This window comes from Streptomyces iranensis, assembly GCF_017874715.1.
Taxonomy (GTDB): Bacteria; Actinomycetota; Actinomycetes; order Streptomycetales; family Streptomycetaceae; genus Streptomyces; species Streptomyces iranensis.
Window position 1 is genome coordinate 67,339 of the sequence record NZ_JAGGLR010000021.1, and the last position, 22,594, is coordinate 89,932.

General features: G+C 70.0%; 17 protein-coding genes and 1 tRNA gene. 5 read left to right on the forward strand and 13 right to left on the reverse strand.

Annotation, left to right across the window (positions count from 1 at the left end; genetic code table 11):
• Nucleotides 1-7: 7 nt before the first annotated feature.
• Both J2Z30_RS33660 and clpB read right to left on the reverse strand, forming a co-directional pair.
• Nucleotides 8-544, reverse strand: a complete 537-nt coding sequence (locus tag J2Z30_RS33660) for a YbjN domain-containing protein (protein ID WP_020869726.1) — start codon at nucleotides 542-544, stop codon at nucleotides 8-10.
• A gap of 156 nt (nucleotides 545-700) precedes the next feature.
• A complete protein-coding gene (clpB, locus tag J2Z30_RS33665; protein ID WP_044572239.1) occupies nucleotides 701-3,292 on the reverse strand; it encodes an ATP-dependent chaperone ClpB in 2,592 nt (863 codons plus the stop codon).
• Between the two features lie 118 nt (nucleotides 3,293-3,410).
• Between clpB and J2Z30_RS33670 the strand changes: the two genes are divergently transcribed.
• The gene (locus tag J2Z30_RS33670; RefSeq protein ID WP_044572241.1) at nucleotides 3,411-3,815 is read left to right on the forward strand and encodes a pyridoxamine 5'-phosphate oxidase family protein; all 405 of its coding nucleotides are present in this window, start codon (nucleotides 3,411-3,413) and stop codon (nucleotides 3,813-3,815) included.
• A gap of 82 nt (nucleotides 3,816-3,897) precedes the next feature.
• Here J2Z30_RS33670 and proP read toward each other — a convergent pair whose 3' ends face one another.
• The 6 genes from proP to dnaK form a co-directional block, all read right to left on the reverse strand.
• Nucleotides 3,898-5,433, reverse strand: a complete 1,536-nt coding sequence (gene proP, locus J2Z30_RS33675) for a glycine betaine/L-proline transporter ProP (RefSeq protein ID WP_209468949.1) — start codon at nucleotides 5,431-5,433, stop codon at nucleotides 3,898-3,900.
• A 129-nt stretch (nucleotides 5,434-5,562) separates the two neighbouring features.
• Entirely contained in the window at nucleotides 5,563-5,934 is a 372-nt protein-coding gene (locus J2Z30_RS33680; protein ID WP_044572244.1) for a cupin domain-containing protein, read from the reverse strand.
• Between the two features lie 207 nt (nucleotides 5,935-6,141).
• On the reverse strand, nucleotides 6,142-6,615 hold the full coding sequence (locus J2Z30_RS33685; RefSeq protein ID WP_044572246.1) for a heat shock protein transcriptional repressor HspR: 474 nt from the start codon (nucleotides 6,613-6,615) through the stop codon (nucleotides 6,142-6,144).
• A gap of 1 nt (nucleotide 6,616) precedes the next feature.
• A complete protein-coding gene (gene dnaJ, locus J2Z30_RS33690) occupies nucleotides 6,617-7,804 on the reverse strand; it encodes a molecular chaperone DnaJ (RefSeq protein WP_044572247.1) in 1,188 nt (395 codons plus the stop codon).
• 45 nt (nucleotides 7,805-7,849) lie between these two features.
• Nucleotides 7,850-8,503, reverse strand: a complete 654-nt coding sequence (gene grpE / locus J2Z30_RS33695; protein WP_044572249.1) for a nucleotide exchange factor GrpE — start codon at nucleotides 8,501-8,503, stop codon at nucleotides 7,850-7,852.
• Nucleotides 8,500-10,371 carry a molecular chaperone DnaK gene (gene dnaK / locus J2Z30_RS33700; RefSeq protein WP_044572250.1) on the reverse strand — a complete coding sequence of 624 codons (1,872 nt, stop codon included), beginning with the start codon at nucleotides 10,369-10,371 and terminating at the stop codon, nucleotides 8,500-8,502. Before dnaK ends, grpE begins: the two co-directional genes overlap by 4 nt.
• A 293-nt stretch (nucleotides 10,372-10,664) precedes the next feature.
• Here dnaK and J2Z30_RS33705 point away from each other — a divergent pair, with 293 nt between their 5' ends.
• On the forward strand, nucleotides 10,665-12,956 hold the full coding sequence (locus tag J2Z30_RS33705; protein ID WP_044572252.1) for a (Fe-S)-binding protein: 2,292 nt from the start codon (nucleotides 10,665-10,667) through the stop codon (nucleotides 12,954-12,956).
• A gap of 169 nt (nucleotides 12,957-13,125) precedes the next feature.
• Here the strand turns inward: J2Z30_RS33705 and J2Z30_RS33710 are convergent, their stop codons facing one another.
• A complete protein-coding gene (locus J2Z30_RS33710) occupies nucleotides 13,126-15,879 on the reverse strand; it encodes a SpoIIE family protein phosphatase (RefSeq protein WP_044581639.1) in 2,754 nt (917 codons plus the stop codon).
• A gap of 146 nt (nucleotides 15,880-16,025) precedes the next feature.
• Nucleotides 16,026-16,286, reverse strand: coding sequence for a hypothetical protein (locus tag J2Z30_RS51445; RefSeq protein ID WP_044572254.1), 261 nt, complete (start codon nucleotides 16,284-16,286; stop codon nucleotides 16,026-16,028).
• A gap of 561 nt (nucleotides 16,287-16,847) precedes the next feature.
• On the opposite strand from J2Z30_RS51445, the gene J2Z30_RS33720 reads away from it, so the two are divergent.
• Both J2Z30_RS33720 and J2Z30_RS33725 read left to right on the forward strand, forming a co-directional pair.
• Nucleotides 16,848-18,470: an FG-GAP repeat domain-containing protein gene (locus J2Z30_RS33720; protein ID WP_052701446.1), complete on the forward strand. Its 1,623-nt coding sequence runs from the start codon at nucleotides 16,848-16,850 to the stop codon at nucleotides 18,468-18,470.
• Nucleotides 18,471-18,739: 269 nt separating this feature from the next.
• Nucleotides 18,740-19,702, forward strand: a complete 963-nt coding sequence (locus J2Z30_RS33725) for a Yip1 family protein (RefSeq protein ID WP_078956760.1) — start codon at nucleotides 18,740-18,742, stop codon at nucleotides 19,700-19,702.
• 89 nt (nucleotides 19,703-19,791) lie between these two features.
• Here the strand turns inward: J2Z30_RS33725 and J2Z30_RS33730 are convergent, their stop codons facing one another.
• Together J2Z30_RS33730 and dcd are read right to left on the reverse strand one after the other, a co-directional pair.
• Nucleotides 19,792-20,289: a phosphoribosyltransferase gene (locus tag J2Z30_RS33730; RefSeq protein WP_044581642.1), complete on the reverse strand. Its 498-nt coding sequence runs from the start codon at nucleotides 20,287-20,289 to the stop codon at nucleotides 19,792-19,794.
• Between the two features lie 5 nt (nucleotides 20,290-20,294).
• Nucleotides 20,295-20,870: a dCTP deaminase gene (gene dcd, locus J2Z30_RS33735; RefSeq protein WP_044572255.1), complete on the reverse strand. Its 576-nt coding sequence runs from the start codon at nucleotides 20,868-20,870 to the stop codon at nucleotides 20,295-20,297.
• A gap of 596 nt (nucleotides 20,871-21,466) precedes the next feature.
• Between dcd and J2Z30_RS33740 the strand changes: the two genes are divergently transcribed.
• Nucleotides 21,467-21,540, forward strand: a tRNA-Gly gene (locus J2Z30_RS33740).
• A gap of 504 nt (nucleotides 21,541-22,044) precedes the next feature.
• On the opposite strand, the gene J2Z30_RS33745 is transcribed toward J2Z30_RS33740, so the two are convergent.
• Nucleotides 22,045-22,590, reverse strand: a complete 546-nt coding sequence (locus J2Z30_RS33745) for an IPT/TIG domain-containing protein (protein ID WP_052701447.1) — start codon at nucleotides 22,588-22,590, stop codon at nucleotides 22,045-22,047.
• Nucleotides 22,591-22,594: the final 4 nt, after the last annotated feature.

Consider the following 22,594-nt stretch of genomic DNA (forward strand, 5'->3'; position numbering starts at 1 on the left):
GGGCCGCTCAGGCCTCGTCGTCGCCCGGCTTGTCGTCGCCGTCGGACTCGATGTCGGCCTCCAGACCGAGCTGTTCGACCAGCCAGCGGTCGAACTCGATCGAAGCCCGCACCCAGCTGACCGTGCTGGACACGAAGTGCTCCAGGCTGACGCCGGTGCCGATCAGCATCTGCGCCTCACCGATCAACCGGACCGTGCCGTCGTCATTGGTGTGGCTGTAGACCTTCGGCCACAGGGTGCGGCGGTTCCAGTCGTCGATCGCCTCGAGCAGCCGCGGCTTCTCATCGATGCCATGCGGCCGGTCATAGAACGTGCGGACGGAGAAGACCTGCTGCTCCTCCTCCCCGCGGAACATGAAGTAGGTGCGGAACTGCTCCCACGGCGCGGCGAGGTCCCCCTCCTCGTCGACGACGTACTTCAGCTCCATCTGCTCCAGCAGCTGCTTGACCAGGTCCTGGTCTGGCAGCACGGGGCCGCTCGGACCCGTCGGTTCGGGCTCGGGCTGACCCCCGAAATTCGGAATCGAGGACGGGTCGATGCTCACCGTGGATTTCCCTTCGTATGGAATACCGCCATCCTCCCTCACACCCGCCCCCGCCGTGCAACCCCGGCCGTACATTGCCCGATCCGGCCGAAACGACGGCCGAAACGACGGCCGGGAGGGCCGGTGGGGCCGGGGGCGCCGAGCGGCCCCGGGCCCCTATTGCTCGGGGCCCACCAGCAGGTCGTCGCCGACCCGGTCCACCCGGACCTTGTCGCCGTCCCGGACCTCTCCGGCGAGGATCTCCTTGGCCAGCCGGTCGCCGATCGCGGTCTGGATCAGCCGGCGCAGCGGGCGCGCCCCGTACGCCGGGTCGTTGCCCTCCTCGGCGAGCCACTCCAGCGCGGCCGGGGTGACGTCGAGGGTGAGCCTGCGGTCGGCGAGGCGACGGGCCAGCCGGGCGATCTGGAGCTCGGCGATCCGGGCCAGCTCCGGGCCGCTGAGCGCGGAGAAGACCACGAGGTCGTCCAGGCGGTTGAGGAACTCGGGCTTGAAGGAGGTCCGCACGGTCTCCAGCACGCTCTGCTTTTTCTCCTCCTCGCCGAGCAGCGGGTCCATCAGGTACTGGCTGCCCAGGTTGGAGGTGAGGATGAGGATGGTGTTGCGGAAGTCGACCGTCCGACCCTGGCCGTCGGTGAGCCGTCCGTCGTCCAGGACCTGCAGCAGGATGTCGAAGACCTCGGGGTGGGCCTTCTCCACCTCGTCCAGCAGCACCACGCTGTACGGGCGGCGGCGCACCGCCTCGGTGAGCTGGCCGCCCTCCTCGTAGCCGACGTAACCGGGCGGGGCGCCGACCAGCCGGGCCACGCTGTGCTTCTCGCCGTACTCGCTCATGTCGATGCGGACCATGGCCCGCTCGTCGTCGAAGAGGAAGTCGGCGAGCGCCTTGGCCAGCTCGGTCTTGCCGACGCCGGTGGGGCCGAGGAAGAGGAACGAACCGGTCGGCCGGTCCGGGTCGGCGATGCCCGCCCGGGTCCTGCGCACGGCGTCCGATACGGCCCGTACGGCCTCGGTCTGGCCGATCAGCCGCTTGCCCAGCTCGTCCTCCATGCGCAGCAGCTTCTGGGACTCGCCCTCCAGCAGCCGCCCCGCGGGGATGCCGGTCCAGGAGGCGACCACATCGGCCACATCGTCCGGGCCGACCTCCTCCTTGACCATCGTCGGGCGGTCCCCCTGGACCTCGGCCTCGGCCTCCGACGCCTCGGCCAGCTCCCGCTCGACGGCCGGGATCTCCCCGTACAGCAGCTTGGAGGCGGTGTCGAAGTCGCCGTCGCGCTGGGCGCGCTCGGCCTGGCCGCGCAGCTCGTCCAGCTTCTCCTTGAGCTCACCGACGCGGTTGAGGCCCTGCTTCTCCTTCTCCCAGCGGGCGGTGAGGCCGCGCAGCTCCTCCTCCTTGTCGGCGAGGTCGCGGCGCAGCTTGTCCAGCCGCTGCTTGCTGGCCTCGTCGGTCTCCCGGGCGAGGGCCATCTCCTCCATCCGCATCCGGTCCACCGACCGCTGGAGCTCGTCGATCTCCACGGGCGAGGAGTCGATCTCCATCCGGAGCCGGGAGGCCGCCTCGTCCACCAGGTCGATGGCCTTGTCGGGCAGGAAGCGGGAGGTGATGTACCGGTCGGAGAGGGCGGCGGCGGCCACCAGCGCGCCATCGGCGATCTGCACCTTGTGGTGGGCCTCGTAGCGGCCCTTGAGCCCGCGCAGGATGGCGACGGTGTCCTCGACGGTGGGCTCGGCCACCAGCACCTGCTGGAAGCGGCGCTCGAGCGCGGCGTCCTTCTCGATCCGCTCGCGGTACTCGTCGAGCGTGGTGGCGCCGACCATGCGCAGCTCACCGCGGGCCAGCATGGGCTTGAGCATGTTGCCCGCGTCCATCGCGGAATCGCCGCCGGCGCCCGCGCCGACCACGGTGTGGAGCTCGTCGATGAAGGTGATGATCTGGCCGTCGCTGGACTTGATCTCGGCCAGGACGGTCTTCAGCCGCTCCTCGAACTCACCGCGGTACTTCGCGCCCGCGACCATCGCGCCGAGGTCGAGGGCGACCAGACGCTTGTCGCGCAGGCTCTCGGGCACATCGCCCTTGACGATCCGCTGGGCGAGCCCTTCGACGACGGCCGTCTTGCCGACGCCCGGGTCGCCGATCAGCACCGGGTTGTTCTTGGTGCGCCGGGAGAGCACCTGCACCACCCGCCGGATCTCCTGGTCCCGGCCGATGACCGGGTCCAGCTTGCCCTCGCGCGCGGCGGCGGTGAAGTCCGTACCGAACTTCTCCAGGGCCTTGTACGTGCCCTCCGGATCGGGCGTCGTCACCCGCTGTCCACCCCTGACCTTCTCGAACGCGGCGAGCAGCTTCTTGGCGCCCGCCCCCTGCTGGTCGAGCAGCTCCCCGGCCTGGCCGCCCTTGGCGGCGATGCCGATGAGGAGGTGCTCGGTGGAGACGTAGTCGTCCCCGAGTTCCCTGGCCCGCTGGGTGGCGTCCGCGATGACGGCCAGCAGGTCGCGGCTGGCCTGCGGCGGGGCCACGGTGGAGCCCTGGACGCTGGGCAGGGCGGCGAGCAGCCGCTCGGCGCCGTCGCGCACCAGGGCCGCGTCGGCCTCGACGGCGGCCAGCAGATCCATCACGTTCTCGTTGTCCTGGCCCTGCAACAGGGCGAGCAGAAGATGCGCGGACGTCATGTCCGCATGCCCGGAGGACACCGCCCGGTCATTGGCGGCGCTCAGTGCCGCCCGGCTCTTGTTGGTCAGCTCGGCATCCACGTCCCTGTGCTCCTCCTCGCTCCGATCTTCCCATCCCTGCCCTACCCAACCTCCGTAAAGTTGAGTCTATTCCACTCAACCTCGCGAACGCCACTCCTCTGGCCTTAGGTTCTGGACCATGTCCGTCGATCCACGCAACCCCGATCCCGAGTACCTCGATTTCTGGCGTGAACGCCATGTGTGCACCCTGACCACCCCACGCCCGGACGGCACCCCGCATGTGGTCCCGGTCGGCGTCACCTACGACCCCGAAGCCGGGCTCGCCCGCGTCATCGCGAACCGTCACAGCCGTAAGGTCGCCCATGTCCGGGCGGCGGGCGAGGGCGGTGCGCGGGTCGCGGTCTGCCAGCTGGCGGGCAGGCGGTGGGCCACGCTGGAGGGGCTCGCGGTGGTACGGGAGGAGCCCGAGCTGATCGCGGACGCCGAGCGCCGCTACGCCGAGCGCTACCAGCGCACCCCCCGCCCCAACCCGGACCGCGTCGTCATCGAGATCGCCCTCACCCGGGCCATGGGCCGGGGCTGAGGCCCGTCACCCCTCCTGGCCTGGCCCCACTCTTCGACTCCTCCTGGCCTGAGCCCCGTCGCCCCTCCTGGCCTCAGGGCTTTCACTCCTCACCCTCCTCCCGCTGGCCCGCCCCCGCCCAGGGGTGGCGCAGCCGGATCCAGACGTCGCGGGCGCGCCGCCCGGCCTCCGTGCGGCTCTCGGCCACCGCCGTACGCGCCTCCTCCTCGGTCTCCACCATCGGCCCCGAACCGCGCAGCGGCTTGCCCGCCGTCTCGTGCAGGAACACCGTGGAGATCAGCCCGATGACGCCCGCCACCATCAGGTAGAAGGCGGGCACCAGCGTGTTGTGCGTGGTGGCCACCAGCCACGAGGCCAGCAGCGGCGTGGTCCCGCCGAACAGCGACACCGAGAGGTTGTACGAGATCGACAGCGCGCCGTAGCGCAGCCGGGTCGGGAACAGCGCCGGAAGCGTCGCGGCGCTCGTCCCCGCAAAGGTGACCAGCATCGCGCCCAGGATCAGACAGCCGATCGCGGGCATCAGGACGCCGCCCTGCCGGATCAGCAGCACCGCCGGAACGGCCAGCAGGATCATGCCCACGCTGCCGAACAGGAACAGCGGCCGCCGCCCCCAGCGGTCGGATGTGCGCCCGACCACCGTGATCGCCAGCACCACGAACAGCATGGTGCCCAGCACCAGCACCTGGGCCTTGGTGGCGTCATCGCCGAGCGTGGAGGTCATGAACGTCGGCAGGTACGACGTCACCATGTAGTTGGTGACGTTGTACATCAGCACCAGCCCCATGCAGATCAGCACCGCCTGCCAGTGCCGGGTGAAGATCTCCTTCAGCCGCCCCCGCCCGGACTGACGTGCCGCCTCGATCGGCAGGGTGTCACCGCGCGCCTCCGCCGCCTCGGCCTCCTCGGCCGCCCGCTCGGCCACCTGCTGGAACGCCGGGGTCTCCTCAAGACGCAGCCGCATGTACAGACCGATCAGCCCCAGCGGCCCCGCCACCAGGAACGGCACCCGCCAGCCCCAGTCCACCATCCCGGTCTCACCGATGGCGGCGGTGAGCACGGTGACCAGACCGGAGCCCAGCGAATAGCCGATGAAGGTGCCGAAGTCGAGCCAGCTGCCGAGGAAGCCACGGCGCTGATCGGGCGCGTACTCGGCGATGTACGTGGTCGCCCCCGCGTACTCACCGCCGGTCGAGAAGCCCTGCACCACCCGGCAGGCCAGCAGCAGCAGCGGGGCGGCGAAGCCGATCGCGTCGTAGCCGGGCAGCAGGCCCACCGCGAAGGTGCCGGTCGCCATCATGATCATGGTGGTGGACAGCACCCGCCGCCGCCCGATCCGGTCGCCCAGCGGCCCGAACACCAGCCCGCCCAGCGGCCGCACCAGGAACGCCACGGCGAAGGTGGCGAACGTGGAGACCACCTGGGTGGCGGGGTCGTCGGCGGGGAAGAAGACACGGCCGAGGGTGACGGCGACATACGCGTAGACGCCGAAGTCGAACCACTCCATGGTGTTGCCGATGGCCGTCGCCGCGACGGCGCGGCGCATCCCCGGCTTGTCGACGACGGTGACGTCCTCGATCGCCAGCGGCTCCTTGCGGCGGCGCAGCAGTGTGCGGATCAGCTGGTCGGTACGGGCGCTGCCGTGCGGCCATCCTCCGCGGCGGGGGCCGCGCGGTGGTCTCCGACCGGTAGTCATCTCGTCCCCTGCCGCCGGCTGAACCGCTACCCGACGCCGCTCCCGCCCCCGGGCTCAGGCCCCGGCATCGCTGGACTTCGCGTAGGTCTCCGCCATCTGCCCGCCGACGTCGTACACCACGACCTGCTCATCGCCGATCACCCAGGCGTCATGGCCGGGCGGCACCACATACACGTCCCCGGGCCCCACCTCGGCCTCCGCGCCATCGGCCCAGCGCAGCCGCATCCGGCCCTGGACCACGATCCCGCTGTGGTGGACCTCGCACAGATCGGTCCCCACGATCGGCCGCACCGACTCCCGCCAGCGCCATCCGGGCTCGAAGGTGCCCACGGCGAAATCCAGCCCGGTCAGATGGAGGGCCTCGATATGGCCTCCGGGAAAGTCACGCCGTTCGTCCGGCTTCTCGATCGTCTTGACTTCCACCATTGGGATGCCTCCTCCCATATCTCCATGGTGCGCCCGGGGCGCACCATCGGCGCGCCCGGCCAGGAGGCCCCCGGGGCGGTCATCGGGCCTGTCCCGGGCATGCGAAAGGCCCGGTGGCCGTAGGGACGGTCACCGGGCCCGCGATCAAGCCGTGATCATGCCGCGGTCAAGCCGCGGTCATGCCACGCACAAGCCACGCGCCGGGCGCTACTCCGGGCGTTTGGGGCGCCAGACCACCAGGGCGCTGCTCTGCTGGACATCCTGGTAGCGGACCAGGTCACGGCGGTAGGAGGCGTGGACCTGGGCCTCGCGCTGCTGCATGGCCGTCGCGGCGCCCTCGACCGCGGCCTGCAGCTCGGCGACCCGGGCCTGGAGGGCCGCGACCTGGTGTTCCAGTTCGATGATGCGCTTGATCCCGGCGAGGTTGATGCCCTCGTCCTGGGACAGCTGCTGGACCTGGCGGAGCAGCTGGATGTCCCGCGCGGAGTACCGCCGGCCGCGGCCGGCGGTACGGTCCGGGGAGACCAGGCCGAGGCGGTCGTACTGACGCAGGGTCTGCGGGTGCAGCCCGGAGAGCTGGGCGGCCACCGAGATGACGTAGACCGGCGAATCCTCGGTCAGCTCATAGGGGTTGCGGGGTCGGCCAGCGGCCCTGCCTCCGATTCCTCCTCGGCCGTCCATCTCATGCTCCCTTCGCGGCCTTGAACAGCTCCGCCCGTGGGTCCTCTCCCACGGTCGCCTCGCGATACGACTCCAGCGCGTCACGCGCCGAGTCGCTCAGGTCCTTCGGCACCGTGACCTCGACGGTGACCAGCAGGTCTCCGCGGCTGCCGTCCTTGCGCACCGCGCCCTTGCCCCGGGCGCGCATGGTCCGCCCGTTGGGCGTGCCGGGCGGCAGCTTCAGGGTGACCGGCGGGCCACCCAGGGTCGGGACCTTGATCTCGCCGCCGAGCGCCGCCTCGGGAAGGGTGACGGGCACGGTCACGGTCAGGTTGTCGTCCTTGCGGCCGAAGACCGGATGCGGGTCCACATGCACGACCACGTACAGATCGCCGGCCGGGCCGCCGGTCTCGCCCGGAGCACCCTTGCCGCGCAGCCGGATCCGCTGGCCGTCGCTGACCCCCGCGGGGATCCGGACCTGCATGGTGCGGGCGGAACGGGCCCGTCCGCTGCCCTTGCAGGTCTCGCACGGGTTCTGCGCGATCAGCCCGCGGCCACGGCACTCCACGCACGGGTCGGTGAGCGAGAAGCCGCCCCCGCCGCCGCGGCTGACCTGGCCGGTGCCGACACAGGTCGGGCAGACCCGCGGGGTGCCGTCCCGGTCGCCGGTGCCCGAGCACGCCTTGCACGGGGCCTGGCTGGACATCCGCAGCGGGACCGTGGCCCCCTCAACGGCCTCGGTGAAGCTGAGCGTCACCTCGGACTCGATGTCCTGGCCCCGGCGCGGCTGGGCGCGGGTGGCGCCGCCGCGGCCGAACAGCCCGCCGAAGACATCTCCGAGCCCGCCGCCGAAGCCGCCGGCGCCGCCACCACCGCCGCCGCCCTGCGCGCCGCCGCCGAAGAGGTCGCCCAGGTCGAAGTTGAAGCTGCCGGTGGAGCCCGGCCCGCCCGGCCCGGGGCGGAAGCCCCCGTTGCCGAACAGGGCACGGGCCTCGTCGTACTCCTTGCGCCGCTTGGGGTCCCCGAGGATGTCATTGGCCTCGGAGATCTCCTTGAACCGGTCCTCCGCCTTGGCGTCGCCCTTGTTGGCGTCCGGGTGGTACTCGCGGGCGAGCTTCCGGTACGCCTTCTTGATCTCCGCCTCGGTGGCGTCCTTGGGGACGCCGAGGACTTTGTAGTAGTCCTTCTCCACGAAGTCCTTGGTGCTCATCCCCGACGTCCCTCCTCTCCTGCTGCTCTCGCGGTCACCGTCACGTCAGCCCTCTTCCGGGCCACCGCTCTCCTCGTCCGACGCCGCGCTCTCGCCTTCCTTGCCGGCGGCGGCTCCCGGCTGGGGCTCGGCGACGGCGACCCGCGCCGGGCGGATCGTGCGCTCGCCGATCCGATACCCCGGCTGCAGAATCTGCACGCACGTGGTCTCGGTGACATCCGGCGCGTACGAGTGCATCAGGGCCTCGTGGATCAGCGGGTCGAAGGGCTCGCCCTCCTTGCCGAACTGCTGGAGGCCCAGCTTCGCCGACACCGTCTCCACGGACTCGCCCACCGACTTGAAGCCGCCGACGAGCTCGCCGTGGTCACGGGCGCGGCCGATGTCGTCGAGCACGGGCAGCAGCTCGGACAGGAGGCTCGCCACCGCGATCTCCTTGACCGTCACCCGGTCCCGCTCGACCCGGCGCCGATAGTTCTGGTACTCCGCCTGGAGCCGCTGGAGGTCGGTCGTCCGCTCGTTGAGCGCGGTACGGACCTGGTCCAGCTGTGCCTGAAGGGCTACCTGCTCGAGGTCCCCGGCCGGGGCCGCCGGGCCCGCCTTGTCGGCGGACCCGGCGCCCTTCGCCGCGTCGTCGGGGGTCTGCGCGGCCTCGGAGGGGACGTCGGGCTGCTCCTCGAAGCCCGGGGTCTCCTCCGTCACGCGGCACCACCCTGACCCTTGTCGGCCTTGTCGTCGTCGACGATCTCGGCGTCCACCACATCGTCATCGGCCTTGGCCTGGCCCGCGGCGCCGGCGTCACCGGCGGCGGCACCGGCCGCGTCCGCGCCGTCCGCCTGGGGATTGGCGTACATGGCCTGGCCCAGCTTCTGGCTGACCGCGGCGACCTTCTCGGTCGCGGTGCGGATCTCGGCGGTGTCCTCACCCTTGAGCTTCTCCTTCAGCTCGGTGAGGGCCTCCTCGACCTCGGTCTTGACCTCGCCCGGGACCTTGTCCTCGTTGTCCTTGAGGAACTTGTCCGTCTGGTAGACCAGCTGCTCGGCCTGGTTGCGGGTCTCGGCGGCCTCGCGGCGCTTGTGGTCCTCCTCCGCGTACTGCTCGGCCTCGCGCATCATGCGGTCGATGTCGTCCTTCGGCAGCGCGGAGCCGCCGGTGACGGTCATCTTCTGCTCCTTGCCGGTGCCGAGGTCCTTCGCGCCGACGTGCATGATGCCGTTGGCGTCGATGTCGAAGGTGACCTCGATCTGCGGCACGCCGCGCGGGGCCGGGGGCAGGCCGGTCAGCTCGAACATCCCGAGCTTCTTGTTGTACGCAGCGATCTCGCGCTCGCCCTGGTAGACCTGGATCTGCACGGACGGCTGGTTGTCCTCGGCCGTGGTGAAGATCTCCGACCGCTTGGTCGGAATGGTCGTGTTGCGCTCGATCAGCTTGGTCATGATGCCGCCCTTGGTCTCGATACCGAGGGACAGCGGGGTGACGTCCAGCAGCAGGACGTCCTTGACCTCGCCCTTGAGGACACCGGCCTGGAGGGAGGCGCCGATGGCGACGACCTCGTCCGGGTTGACGCCCTTGTTGGCCTCCTTGCCGCCGGTCAGCTCCTTGACGAGCTCGGCGACGGCGGGCATACGGGTCGAGCCACCGACCAGGACCACGTGGTCGATCTCGGACAGCGAGATGCCCGCGTCCTTGATGACGTTGTGGAACGGGGTCTTGCAGCGCTCCAGCAGGTCGGAGGTGAGCTGCTGGAACTGGGCGCGGGTGAGCTTCTCGTCCAGGTGCAGCGGGCCCTCGGCGGACGCCGTGATGTAGGGCAGGTTGATGGTGGTCTCGGACGAGCTGGAGAGCTCGATCTTCGCCTTCTCAGCGGCCTCGCGGAGGCGCTGCAGGGCCATCTTGTCCTTGGACAGGTCGACGCCGTGGCCATTGTTGAACTGCTTGACCAGGTAGTCGACGACGCGCTGGTCCCAGTCGTCACCACCGAGGTGGTTGTCACCGTTGGTGGCCTTGACCTCCACCACGCCGTCGCCGATCTCCAGCAGCGAGACGTCGAAGGTGCCGCCACCGAGGTCGAAGACCAGAATGGTCTGGTCGTCCTTCTCCAGCCCGTAGGCGAGCGCGGCGGCGGTAGGCTCGTTGACGATACGCAGGACGTTGAGGCCCGCGATCTCACCGGCTTCCTTGGTCGCCTGGCGCTCCGCGTCGTTGAAGTACGCCGGGACGGTGATGACCGCGTCCGTGACCTTCTCGCCGAGGTACGACTCCGCATCCCGCTTGAGCTTCTGCAGGATGAAGGCGCTCATCTGCTGCGGGTTGAAGTCCTTGCCGTCGAGGTTGATCTTCCAGTCGGTGCCCATGTGGCGCTTGACCGAGCGGACGGTGCGGTCCACGTTGGTCACCGCCTGGCGCTTGGCGACCTCGCCGACCAGCACCTCGCCGTTCTTCGCGAACGCCACAACGGACGGCGTGGTCCTGGCGCCCTCGGCGTTGGTGATGACGGTGGGCTCACCGCCTTCGAGAACACTGACGACGGAGTTCGTCGTACCCAGGTCGATGCCGACCGCACGTGCCATTTCGGGATCCTCCAGCTACAGCATTGAGTGGAACAGGCTCAAGCGTGCATCACCCGATCTGCCGCTGTCAACAGACCTGAGTCGCCAGGGCTCAAGTTTTATATGAGGCTTACGCCCAACCGGGCGCGAAAGAGGGAGAGGAGAATCCAAGTGAGGGAGGAGAGGGGCCAAATGAGCGACACAGATCACCGGCTCGGCGACTACATGGGGGCCCGTCCGGGCGGGTAATCTCGGTCAAGCCACATTAAGTTACTGCTTAGTAATTCAGCTCTCGCAGGTTCGAGGAGCCCCTTATGCAACTCGCCGCGATCATCGTGTCGCTGGTCCTCACCGCGGTCGGCGTTGCCCTGCTCGGCCGGGCCGTCGCACAGTTCGTGCGCTTCTTCAAGCTCGGCGCGCCGGTCCCGGCAGGGGCCAGGACCGACAATCCCTGGCAGCGCAGTGTGACCCTGGTCCGGGAGTTTCTCGCGCACACGCGCATGAACAAGTGGGGCGTCATCGGCGTCGCCCACTGGTTCGTGGCGATCGGCTTCCTGACCCTGCCACCGACCATCATCAACGCCTATGGCCAGCTCTTCCAGGCGGACTGGACGCTGCCGATCCTCGGCGGCTTCCTCCCCTACGAGCTGTACATCGAGTTCATCGGCACGATGACCACGCTGGGCATCCTGACGCTGATGGCGATCCGGCTGCTGAACCTGCCCAGCCGGGCCGGCCGCAAGTCCCGGTTCGCGGGCTCCACCGCCTGGCAGGCGTACTTCGTCGAGTACGTCATCCTCATCATCGGCCTCGCGATCATGGCGCTGCGCGGCACCGAGGGCGCACTGCACCACGTCGACCATTACGAGCCCGCGTACTTCGCCTCGTATCCGCTGGTCCAGCTCTTCGACGGGCTCAGCGTGGACACGGTGCAGAACCTGACCTACTTCTTCGCGATGATCAAGCTGGGTACGACCATGATCTGGATGATCACGGTCAGCACCAACCTCGACATGAGCATCGCCTGGCACCGCTTCCTCGCCTTCCCCAACATCTGGTTCAAGCGGGAGTCCAGCGGCGAGGTGGCGCTCGGCGCGCTGCAGCCGATGGTGAGCGAGGGCAAGCCGATCGACTTCGAGGACCCGGACGAGGACGCCCAGTTCGGCGTCTCCCAGATCGAGCACTTCTCCTGGAAGGGCATCCTCGACTTCTCCACCTGCACCGAATGCGGCCGCTGCCAGTCGCAGTGCCCCGCGTGGAACACCGGCAAGCCGCTCTCGCCCAAGCTGCTGATCATGGCGCTGCGCGACCACTCGCACGCCAAGGCCCCGTATCTGCTCGCCGGTGGCGGCAAGACGGCGGAGGGCGAGGAGAAGGCGAGCGAGGAGCAGCTCGCCGGTGTGCCCGCGGCAGCGCTGGCGGAGGCCGAGCGCCCGCTGATCGGGACGCTGGAAGCTGCGTCTGAAAGCGGCCTCGCCGCGGGCGGCGTCATCGACCCCGATGTGCTGTGGTCCTGCACCACCTGCGGCGCATGCGTCGAGCAGTGCCCGGTGGACATCGAGCACGTTGACCACATCGTGGACATGCGCCGCTACCAGGTGATGATCGAGTCCGCGTTCCCGTCCGAGGCGGGCACGATGCTCAAGAACCTGGAGAAGAAGGGCAACCCCTGGGGCCTGGCCAAGAAGCAGCGGCTGGCGTGGACCAAGGAAGTCGACTTCGAGGTGCCGGTCGTCGGCAAGGACATCGAGGACCTCACCGAGGTCGAGTACCTGTACTGGGTCGGCTGCGCGGGCGCCCTGGAGGACCGGGCCAAGAAGACCACCAAGGCCTTCGCCGAGCTGCTGCACACCGCGGGCGTCAAGTTCGCGATCATGGGCGGCGACGAGGCGTGCACCGGTGACTCCGCCCGCCGCCTGGGCAATGAGTTCCTCTTCCAGCAGCTCGGCCAGCAGAACGTCGAGATGCTGAACATGGCCTTCGGCGAGGACGATGAGGACGAGTCGTCGAAGAAGCCGAAGTCGGCGAAGAAGATCGTCGCCACCTGCCCGCACTGCTTCAACACGATCGCGAACGAATACCCGCAGCTGGGCGGCGAGTTCGAGGTCATCCACCACACCCAGCTGCTGCAGCACCTCATCGACGAGGGCAAGCTGGTCCCGGTCACCCCGGTCGAGGGTCTTATCACCTACCACGACCCCTGCTACCTGGGCCGCCACAACAAGGTCTACACCCCGCCGCGCGAGATCATCGCCAAGGTGCCGGGGCTGCGGAACGAGGAGATGCACCGCCACAAGGAGCGCGGCTTCTGCTGTGGCGCGGGCGGCGCCCGGATGTGGATGGAGGAGCGGATCGGCAAGCGCATCAACAACGAGCGCGTGGACGAGGCGCTGTCCCTCAACCCGGACATCGTCTCCACCGCCTGCCCGTTCTGCCTGGTGATGCTGACCGACTCCGTCAACGGCAAAAAGAACGACGGCAAGGCGAAGGAGGAGCTCCAGGTCGTGGATGTGGCGCAGCTGCTCCTGGACTCGGTGAAGACCCCGGCCGCGCCGGAGGACGGCGGCAAGAACGCCGAGGAGCCGGAGCCGGCCCCGGCCAAGTAGCGCCGTCGGCGTCTCGACGATGCGCTGAAGCCCGCCCACGGAGTCCGGGGGCGGGCTTCACGCTTGCCTTGCCGGCGGCCTTACGGCCTTACGGAGGCCATGGCACCCTTACGGCTTTCATGCGGGCCTTACGGCTTTCATGCGGGCCTTACGGGCTCTCATGCGGGCCCTACGCCCGCGGCTTGCCGTTCTTCGACAGCGGCAGCGCCTGCTCGGTCCAGATGACCTTGCCGTCGGCGGTGTAGCGGGTTCCCCAGCGGTCGGCGAACTGCGAGACCAGGAAGAGCCCCCGGCCGCCCTCGTCCGTCGTCCCCGCGTACCGCAGATGCGGGGAGGTACTGCTGGTGTCGAAGACCTCGCAGATCAGGCTGCGGTCGCAGAGCAGCCGCACCCGGATCGGGCCGGTCGCGTAGCGGATCGCGTTGGTGATCAGTTCGCTGAGGATGAGCTCGGTCGTGAACGCGACATCGCCCAGATCCCACTCCGCGAGCTTCCGGGCCACCGCGGCACGCACCCCGGCCACCTGCGCCGGATCGGACGGCACCTCCCAGTCGGCGGTCAGACCGGGCTCCAGCACTCTCGTACGGGCCACGATGAGCGCGATGTCATCGCTCGGGCGATCGGGCAGCAGCGCGTCCAGCACCGCCGTACAGGCGTCCTCAGGCGTCCGGCCGGGGTGGGCGAGGGCGCCGCGCAGCATCTCCAGACCGGTGTCGATGTCCCGGTCGCGCTTCTCGATCAGCCCGTCGGTGTAGAGCACCAGATGGCTGCCCTCGGGCAGCTCCAGCTGCGCCGTCTCGAACGGCAGCCCGCCCAGGCCCAGCGGCGGCCCCGCGGGCAGATCCAGGAACTCCACCGAACCGTCCGGACGCACCAGCGCGGGCGGCGGATGACCGGCCCGCGCCATCGTGCAACGCCGCGTCACCGGATCGTAGATCGCGTACAGACACGTGGCTCCCGTGATCCCCTCACCGCCACCCCCACCACCGCTGCCGTCGCCGTTCGGCCCGCCCGGACCCTCGTCCTGGTCGATCCGGGCGATCAGATCGTCGAGATGGGAAAGGATCTCATCGGGCGGGAGGTCGAGCGTGGAGAAGTTGTGCACCGCCGTCCGCAACCGCCCCATCGTCGCCGCCGCATGCAGACCGTGCCCCACCACATCCCCCACCACCAACGCCACCCGCGCCCCCGGCAGCGGAATGACATCGAACCAGTCGCCCCCGACCCCCGACTCCGCCGGCAGATAGCGGTACGCCACGTCCAGCGCGTTCTGCTCCGGCAGCATCCGGGGCAGCAGGCTGCGCTGGAGGGTCACCGCCATGGTGTGCTCGCGGGTGTAGCGGCGGGCGTTGTCGATGCTGACGGCGGCCCGGGTGACCAGCTCCTCCGCGAGGGAGACATCGTCCTCCTCGAAGGGCTCCGGCTTCTCCGCACGCATGAAGCTGGCCACGCCCAGGACGACGCCCCGGGCCCGCAGCGGGACCGTGATCATCGAGTGGATGCCGTAGTCCACGATCCGGCGGGCGTGCTCGGGGTCCTGCTCCTGCCAGCCGCCGAAGTCGCCCAGGACCGGCTCGACCGTGACCGCTCCGCTGCGGAAGCCCCGGGCCTGGGGCGCGCTCGGGCCGAACTCGATCAGCATGCCGAGGGGGTAGAGCGGGCCGTCGTCCCGGATGCCGCTGAGGGCCGTACGGCGCAGGACCGTACGGACGCCGTCCGCGGCCGCCACGGCGGCCCACGAGCCCGCGTCCGGGGTGCTGCCCGCGTCCGGGGTGCTGATGCCCGAGACCCCCTCCGGGGGCTCCTCGCCGCGCAGCACCGAGTCCGCGAGGTCCACCGAGACATAGTCGGCGAACCGGGCCACCGCGTACTCCGCCAGCTCCTGGGCGGTGCGCACCACGTCCAGCGTGGTGCCGATGGAGACGCCCGCGTCGTACAGCAGCTTGAGCCGGTTGCGCGCGAGGTCGACCTTGCCGGACAGCGCGCGCAGCTCCGTGGTGTCGCGCAGGGTGGCGACACTGCCGGGCGGGCCGCCGTCGCGGTCGGTGGGGCGGTGGCTGACGGACAGCAGCCGCTCACCCGCCGTATGGACCTCGTCGGTGGCGGGGCGCCCGGACGCCAGCAGCGCGGCGGTGTGCGGGTCGAAGCCGAGCTCGGACACCAGGCGGCCCTCGGCGTCCGGCGGGAGGTCGAAGAGCCGGCGCGCCTCGTCGTTCGCCAGCACCAGGCGTCCGTCGCCGCCGACGATCAGCACGCCCTCGCGCACCGAGTGCAGCACCGCGTCATGGTGCTCGTACATCCGCGTCATCTCGGACGGGTCCAGCCCGTGGGTCTGGCGCCGCAGCCGCCTGCTGACCAGGGCCGTGCCCGCCGTGGCGAGCGCCATGGCGGCCGCGGCCGCGCCGAACAGCAGCGGCAGCTGATGGTCGGCGGCGCCGCTCACTTTCTTGATCGTGATACCTGCCGCGACCAGGCCGACGACCTTCCCCTGGGCGTCCTTGACGGGCACCACGGACCGTACGGACAGGCCGAGCGTGCCGGTGAAGGTCTCCTGGACCGTCCGGCCTTCGGCCGCCGCACGGATGCTGCCCATGAAGTGCTTGCCGATCCGGGCGGGATTGGGGTGGGTGTAGCGGATCCCCTGCGGCGTCATGGCCACGACGAAGTCGACCCGGGAGCCCTTACGGGCCCGTTCGGCGAGCGGCTGCAGCACGGCGCTGGGATCGTGGCCGCGCAGCGCGCTCACCATGCCCGGTGCGTTCGCGAAGCTCTCGGCGACCGCCATGGAGCGGTTACGGGCCTCCCGCTCGCTGTCGTAGCGGGACTGCAGGACGAGTGCCACTACGGCGGCCACGACCAGCAGCAGCACGACGCCAACCTGCAGGACGAAGACCTGGCCGGCCACGGTGCGCACGCCGCGCACCGGGCTCCAGCGGAGCCGCCGCCCATAGCCGCGGCCGTTGGGATCGCCGGGACCGCCGCCGGGACCGCCGCCGGAGCCGGGGCCGGAGCCAGGGCCCGGTCCGCGGCCGCTCCAGCCGGTGCGCACCGGCGGCCGCCCATGCGGGCTCAGCTGGGCGTACACGCTCTGCCGACCCTGCGGACCCCAGCGGCGGCCGTGGGGGCCCGGCGAGCCCTGCGGATCGGCTTGATCGCGCTGATCGCGCTGATCGCGCTGATCCCGCTGGTCTCGCCGGTCTCGCTGACCTCGTCGGTCTCGCCAGTCTCGCTCGTCTCGCTGACCTTGCTGGTCTCGCGGGTCCTGTCGGTTCCGCTGGTCCTGCTGGTCCTGCTGGTCCTGCGTGTCGTCCTGCTGAACGCGCCGCCCACGTCGCTCCCATGCCGAGCGGGGCCCCTCACGCCGACCGCGTGGGCGCCAGTCGGTCATCGTGCGGGCCAACGGAACCCGTGGTCGACCGAAAAGTCCGGCCATGTCGCTATTTTTAGCACCCTCGCTCAGCGGCAGGCGAGCGGCATCCTCCGCCGCCGGCCGAGCACTCCCGTCCGACATCGCGACTACACCCCGCCCGCGCCCTCTTTCACCGGTCTCGTCGCCTCACCCGTCATCCGCACACCGTGCGTTAAGCACATGGTTGCCCCCGCTTTTCCGCATCGAAGTTCCCCGCCGGACGTACCGATACTGGCCGTGAAGTATCCCTTCTCACAACGACGTTGCGAATTCCCTACAGGATCATGCCCAACGCGGCATCCGTAAATGTCCTGGACAGCCCTTGTGCTCCAAAGGTCATCTTTACAGTCAAGCGGACTGATCGATCCCGCATCATCCGGAAAGATCACCGAGCGGCGGCCGCCCGGAGCGCCAGGCATCACCCTCGTAACGAAGTGCCATGCCCCTTGGCCTCAGCCGCCTTGATGGGTTGAGGTGGCCCGATGACGCCAGCACCTCCCCCCACAGCACCACCCGGCCGCGTCCCGGGCCCCCGACGCCGCCCCCTCCCCCGCGTCCCCCACGTCCCCCGCGTCCCCCGCGTCTCCACCGTCTCAGCCGCCGTCTCGGCTGCCGCCTCAGCCGCCACTTCCGTCACCACCGCCGTCGCCGCCGGTACGGCCTGTCTGGCGCTGCTGCTCACCGCCTGCGGCCCCGACGACGGCGCACGAGGCGAGCGCGACGGCTCCGCCGCCGGGTCCGTCATCACCCCCACGGCGACCGCGCCCGTCCCCCACGGCAAGGGCAGCCGGCTGCCGGACGACGTCAACGGCGACGGCTACCCCGATCTGCGCGTCCCCGTCCCGTCCGGCAAAGGGGGGCTGCCCAGCCGGATCGCCTTCGTCCACGGCTCGTCCCACGGCCTGAATCCCGCCACCCGCACCGTGCTCCGCCACCGTGACCTCGGACTGCCGTCCCAGGACGTCACCGTCGCGGGCGCGACCGAGGTGGCCACGGCCGACCTCGACGGCGACGGCTACGCCGACGTCACCACCACCGCGGGCGAGGCGCTCGGCAAGAAGGAGACCGAGCGCACCCAGGCCACCGTCCGGACCGTCCCCTACATCTCCTGGGGCGGCCCCGGCGGCCCCCACGACACCCGCTCCGCCGCCCGCGTCCAGCTGACCGGCCCGGACGACGGCGTGGACGCCCAGCGCCCCACCGTCGGCGACTTCAACGGCGACGGCCACCACGACCTGGCCCTGGTCCGCGCGGACCGGCACTCGCTGCTGGTGCTGTACGGGCCGTTCAACCGGGCGGGCAGGGCCGCCCGGACCGTGCCGTACGCGAGCCCGTTGGAGGGCCACGGCGAGATCGGCGATCTCATCGCGGACACCATCGCCGACACCGCCGACACCGCCGACGGCCACCGCGCCACCGATCTGGTGGTGCACGCGCTCAACGACAACGACCAGTCCGGCTCCGCCCTCCTCGCCGCCGGGTCCCACGGCCTCGGCCACACGGGCCGCAGGCTGCGCGAGGGCAACTCGATCACCTTCGGCGACTTCGACGGCGACGGCCGCCGCGATGTCGCGGTCGGCGACAGCGGCACCCGTAACGACGAGCCGGGCGTGGAGACGGAGCGGCCGGACATCGGCAAGACGGTGAGCGTCTACCACAAGGGGGCGGCGCAGACGTCCGGTTCGGTTCCGCGCCCCCTCAAGGTGCCCGGGATGTCGGGCACCCTCGCCGCCGCCGACACCGATGGCGACGGCACCGATGAACTGGCCGTCTCGCTCGGACGGGGCGGCGTCGAGCTGCTCACCCTGCGAGGCTCCCACCCCGCCACGACCCGCGTCGCCGGGCGTCACCTCCTGACCCGCGCGGCACCCGCCGTCGTGGACGGCAAGACCATCCGTAAGGGCGAGCGCGCGGCCCGGCTCTACGGCGTCGCGGACTTCGATCACGACGGTAAGGACGAGGTCGTCCTGGCGTGGGGCCCCGGTCTGGCCTTCTCGCGGTACGGCGAACGTCCCGAGTGGTGGTGGATCACGGACGGCACGGCGGACAAGACGGCCTTCAGCAGCAAGCCGTTCGCGGCGGACGCGAACCAGGACGCAAACTAGGACGCAAACCAAAGCACGGACAAGGCACGGCCCAAAGCACGGACAAGGCACGGCCGCCCAAAGCACGGACCAGGACGGGCGAACGCCGGACCAACGCCGGGCGGGCACACCGGCCCCCCCGGCCGCACCCGGCCACCCCCCAGCTGCCCCCACCCACCACCGGGGGAAAACCCATAAGGGACCCCCTAGGGGATGTCACAGCTCGGCCGCAATGCCCGGCCCGCTCACACAGCTCCCGCACCCGGCCCGCGACGACCGGGTACGTTCGAATGGTGGCTGGATTCAGGATCGGACGCGGACGGGACTCCCACTCCGCGCAACAAGGGCAGCGGCAGCGGCCGCCGCAGCCGCCGTACGGACAGAACGACCCGTACGGCGGTCAGCAGCACCCGCAGTGGCAGCAGCCCTCCTCACAGGGAGAGCCGGAGTATTTCGGCGGCCAGGACCCGCACTACGGCCCCGGGCCTGGGCAGGGCCCCGGCCCCGGCCCCGGAGGCTACGGCCAGGGGCAGAGACCGTACGGACAGGGCGGCGGCACGTACGCCGACAACAACTCGGGCCATACACAGCAGTTCAGCGTCGGCGAGGCGCCCGACGCGTACGACCCGTACGGCCAGGGCCCCGGTTCGTACGACGACGGCTACGGCGGGCAGACGTACCGCACAGGCTCCTCCACGGCCCCGCCCGCCGGCCCCCGGCTGCGCTGGCAACAGCTGCTGAGCGGCATCGTGCTGCGCCCGTCGGCCACCTTCTGGCAGATGCGGGACTACGCGGTGTGGGGCCCGGCGCTGATCGTGACCTTCGTCTACGGTCTGCTGGCGGTCTTCAGCTTCGATGACGCCCGTAAGGACGTCCTCAACGCCCCCATGTCCAACAGCATCCCGTGGGTGCTCACCGCGGGCGTCGCCATGCTGATCAGTGGACTGATCCTGGGCGCCGTCACCCACACCCTCGCCCGCCAGCTGGGCGGCGACGGCACCTGGGCGCCGACCATCGGCCTGTCGATGCTGATCATGTCGATCACGGACGCGCCGCGGCTGGTGTTCGCGCTCTTCCTGGGCGGGGACAGCTCGCTGGTGAAGGTGCTGGGCTGGGTGACCTGGCTGGCGGCGGGCGCGCTCTTCACCGCGATGGTGAGCAAGTCGCACGACCTGCCGTGGCAGAAGGCGCTGGGCGCGTCGGCGCTCCAGCTGATCGCGCTGCTGAGCCTGCTGAAGCTGGGAACGCTGTGAGGCTGGGAACACCGTGAAGCCCGCACCACAGCCCGCATGACCAAGGGGCCCGCACCGGCGGGCCCCTCATCCACGCGTCATGGCCTGTGTCAGGCGTCCCGCACTTGCCCCTCCCGCCGCACCACGGGCGGTTCCACGCTCCACGGGAAGTTGATCCACTGATCGGTGCGCTGCCAGACGTACTCGCACTTCACGAGCGACTGGGACTTCTCGTAGATCACCGCGCTGCGCACCTCGGCGACCGTGCCGAGGCAGAAGTCCCGGACCAGCTTCAGCGTCTTGCCGGTGTCCGCCACGTCATCGGCGATCAGCACCTTCTTGGCGGAGAAGTCGATCGCGTTGGGCACGGGCGCGAGCATCACGGGCATGTCGAGGGTCGTGCCCACGCCCGTGTAGAACTCCACGTTCACCAGGTGGATGTTCTTGCAGTCGAGCGCGTACGCCAGCCCACCGGCCACGAAGACCCCGCCGCGGGCTATGGAGAGCACGACGTCGGGCTCGTAGCCGTCAGCGGCGACCCTCTCCGCCAGCTCGCGGACCGCGACCCCGAACCGCTCGTACGTCAGGTTCTCGCGCTGCTCACCCACGCCGCTCACACCTTCGTCCGGTGGAACCTCTGGAACGACCGCGAGGGGGTCGGCCCGCGCTGCCCCTGATAGCGGGAGCCGTAACGGGCGGAACCGTAAGGATGCTCCGCGGGCGACGTCAGCCGGAACATGCACAGCTGCCCGATCTTCATCCCCGGCCAGAGCTTGATCGGCAGCGTCGCGACATTCGACAGCTCGAGCGTGACATGCCCGGAGAACCCCGGATCGATGAACCCCGCCGTGGAGTGCGTCAGCAGCCCAAGCCGCCCCAGACTCGACTTCCCCTCGAGCCGCGAGGCGATGTCATCCGGCAGCGTCACGACCTCGTACGTCGAGGCGAGCACGAACTCCCCCGGGTGCAGGATGAACGCGTCCTCGCCCTCGGGCTCCACCAGCCGCGTCAGATCGGGCTGCTCCACCGCCGGGTCGATATGCGGATAGCGGTGGTTCTCGAACACCCGGAAGAACCGGTCCAGCCTTACATCGATACTCGACGGCTGCACCATCGCCGGATCGTACGGATCAACCCGCACCCGCCCGGCGTCGATCTCGGCCCGGATGTCCTTGTCTGAGAGAAGCACCCAAAGAGGATACGCACATCACAGGTGCCCCCACGGCACAGGCCCGGTCCCACCGGACCGGGCCCGCACCCTGCGACTTCATCAGCTACCGCAGCTACCCCTCACCGCTTATCGGCTCCCACCGGCACCGCGTGCCGGAGCCGAGCGCAACGCGGACACCGCAACAACCGGCCGGGGCCGATGCGATCGTCGGTGAGGTGCTGCATCGGGAACGAGGAGGTGCTGAACACATGCCCTTCAGCACAACGGACAACGGTGCGCTCCATTGAGTCCCTTCCCCAAGAACGTGGACGGCGTGGACGACAAAAGCCACATTAGGGGATCAACCACCCACCACTCCACGCGGCACTCCGCACCCCCACCGTACGCCCAACTCCCGCACCCCAACAGCCGCTTCCACCCCATGGGCACCCCGAAAATCCACCCCAAAACCACACCAAATCCCCCTCAAAACACCCCCGAACCCACCCCACCCCAACCCCCGCCTCACCCCCGACCGGACCCCGAACAGCACGAAGCCCCCACGACGAATGCGCCGGGGGTCAGCCATGGGGTAAAGTGTCCGACGATGCGGCGCCAGAGATCAGGCGCCTCTCGCGGGTGTAGTTTAATGGTAGAACATGAGCTTCCCAAGCTCAGAGCGCGAGTTCGATTCTCGTCACCCGCTCCATAGCAAAGGCCCAGGTCACAGACCCGGGCCTTGTTTGTTGTCTAGACCTCTCCAGGATCGCCGTGCCCTCCGCGTGCCCCATCTACGGCGTCGCGCCACCCAAATGAGCCCAGCACGCCCCCCGATTGACACTCATGGACATGCCATTCTCATATCGCGAGACGGACTTTACGTGACGTGCGCCACACTGCGGTGGAGGTATGCAAAGTCGCAAGTGCGATGCGCCTCACCTGCCTGTGGGTCACTGCAAGGCCCACAGGGGGCCACTTCCGGCAGGCCCACTGCGGCTTCGTCGACTTCTTCGCCAAGGTTCCCGCGCTGGTTGCACTGCCTTATGTCTCGCTGGCCAACGGCGAGTTCGCCACTTCATTCCAAGCATCCTGCGGCGTAGACCAGTTGAGACTCCACTGGCGGAGGAGAGTACGCCGGGTACCGGGCCGCCGGAGGCGCGCAACCTTACTTAGGGATGGAGCAAAGGCCGCGTGAGGCGTGCGTGCGGTGCGGTCAGGTGTAGGTGTAGGTGTAGGAGTCTGGTCCGGTGGCGGTCCCGCCGGGGGTGGTGACGGTGACGGTCGCGGGGCCTGGGGTGTGTGCGGGGGCGATGGCATTGATCTGGGTGTCGGAGACGGCGGTGAAGGCTGCCGGGGCGGAGCCGAAGGACACGCCGGTGGTCTGGGCCAGGTTGGTGCCGGTGAGGACGACGGTGGTGCCTCCCGTGGCCGGGCCAGTAGTGGGGGAGATGCCGGTAAGCCCTGGTGTGGCGGTGTAGGTGAAGACCGCGTCGTCGGCGACGCCACCAGTGGCAGTGACGACGACGGGCACGGTGCCGGGCGGCTGGGGTGGGGTGGTGACGGTGATCTGGCTGTCGGAGTCGATGGTCGGGACGACGGCGGTGGTGCCGAAGCGCACGGTCTGGGTGGTGGCCAGGCCCGTGCCGGTGATGGTGACCGTGGTGCCGCCCGCAGTGGGCCCGGAGCCGGGGGTCAGGCTGCCGATGTAGGGCGGGGGGAGAGCCCCTTCAGGTTGCCCAGTTTCTCGGCGAGGCACCACGCCG

What these genes read in the sequence shown, in the direction of transcription:
- J2Z30_RS33705 (WP_044572252.1), top strand. Translation starts at nt 10,665, where the DNA reads ATGCAACTCGCCGCGATCATCGTGTCGCTGGTCCTCACCGCGGTCGGC.
- J2Z30_RS33680 (WP_044572244.1), bottom strand. Translation starts at nt 5,934, where the DNA reads ATGGTGGAAGTCAAGACGATCGAGAAGCCGGACGAACGGCGTGACTTT.
- J2Z30_RS33685 (WP_044572246.1), bottom strand. Translation starts at nt 6,615, where the DNA reads ATGGACGGCCGAGGAGGAATCGGAGGCAGGGCCGCTGGCCGACCCCGC.
- J2Z30_RS33725 (WP_078956760.1), top strand. Translation starts at nt 18,740, where the DNA reads ATGGTGGCTGGATTCAGGATCGGACGCGGACGGGACTCCCACTCCGCG.
- dnaK (WP_044572250.1), bottom strand. Translation starts at nt 10,371, where the DNA reads ATGGCACGTGCGGTCGGCATCGACCTGGGTACGACGAACTCCGTCGTC.
- J2Z30_RS33720 (WP_052701446.1), top strand. Translation starts at nt 16,848, where the DNA reads ATGACGCCAGCACCTCCCCCCACAGCACCACCCGGCCGCGTCCCGGGC.
- J2Z30_RS33670 (WP_044572241.1), top strand. Translation starts at nt 3,411, where the DNA reads ATGTCCGTCGATCCACGCAACCCCGATCCCGAGTACCTCGATTTCTGG.
- dnaJ (WP_044572247.1), bottom strand. Translation starts at nt 7,804, where the DNA reads ATGAGCACCAAGGACTTCGTGGAGAAGGACTACTACAAAGTCCTCGGC.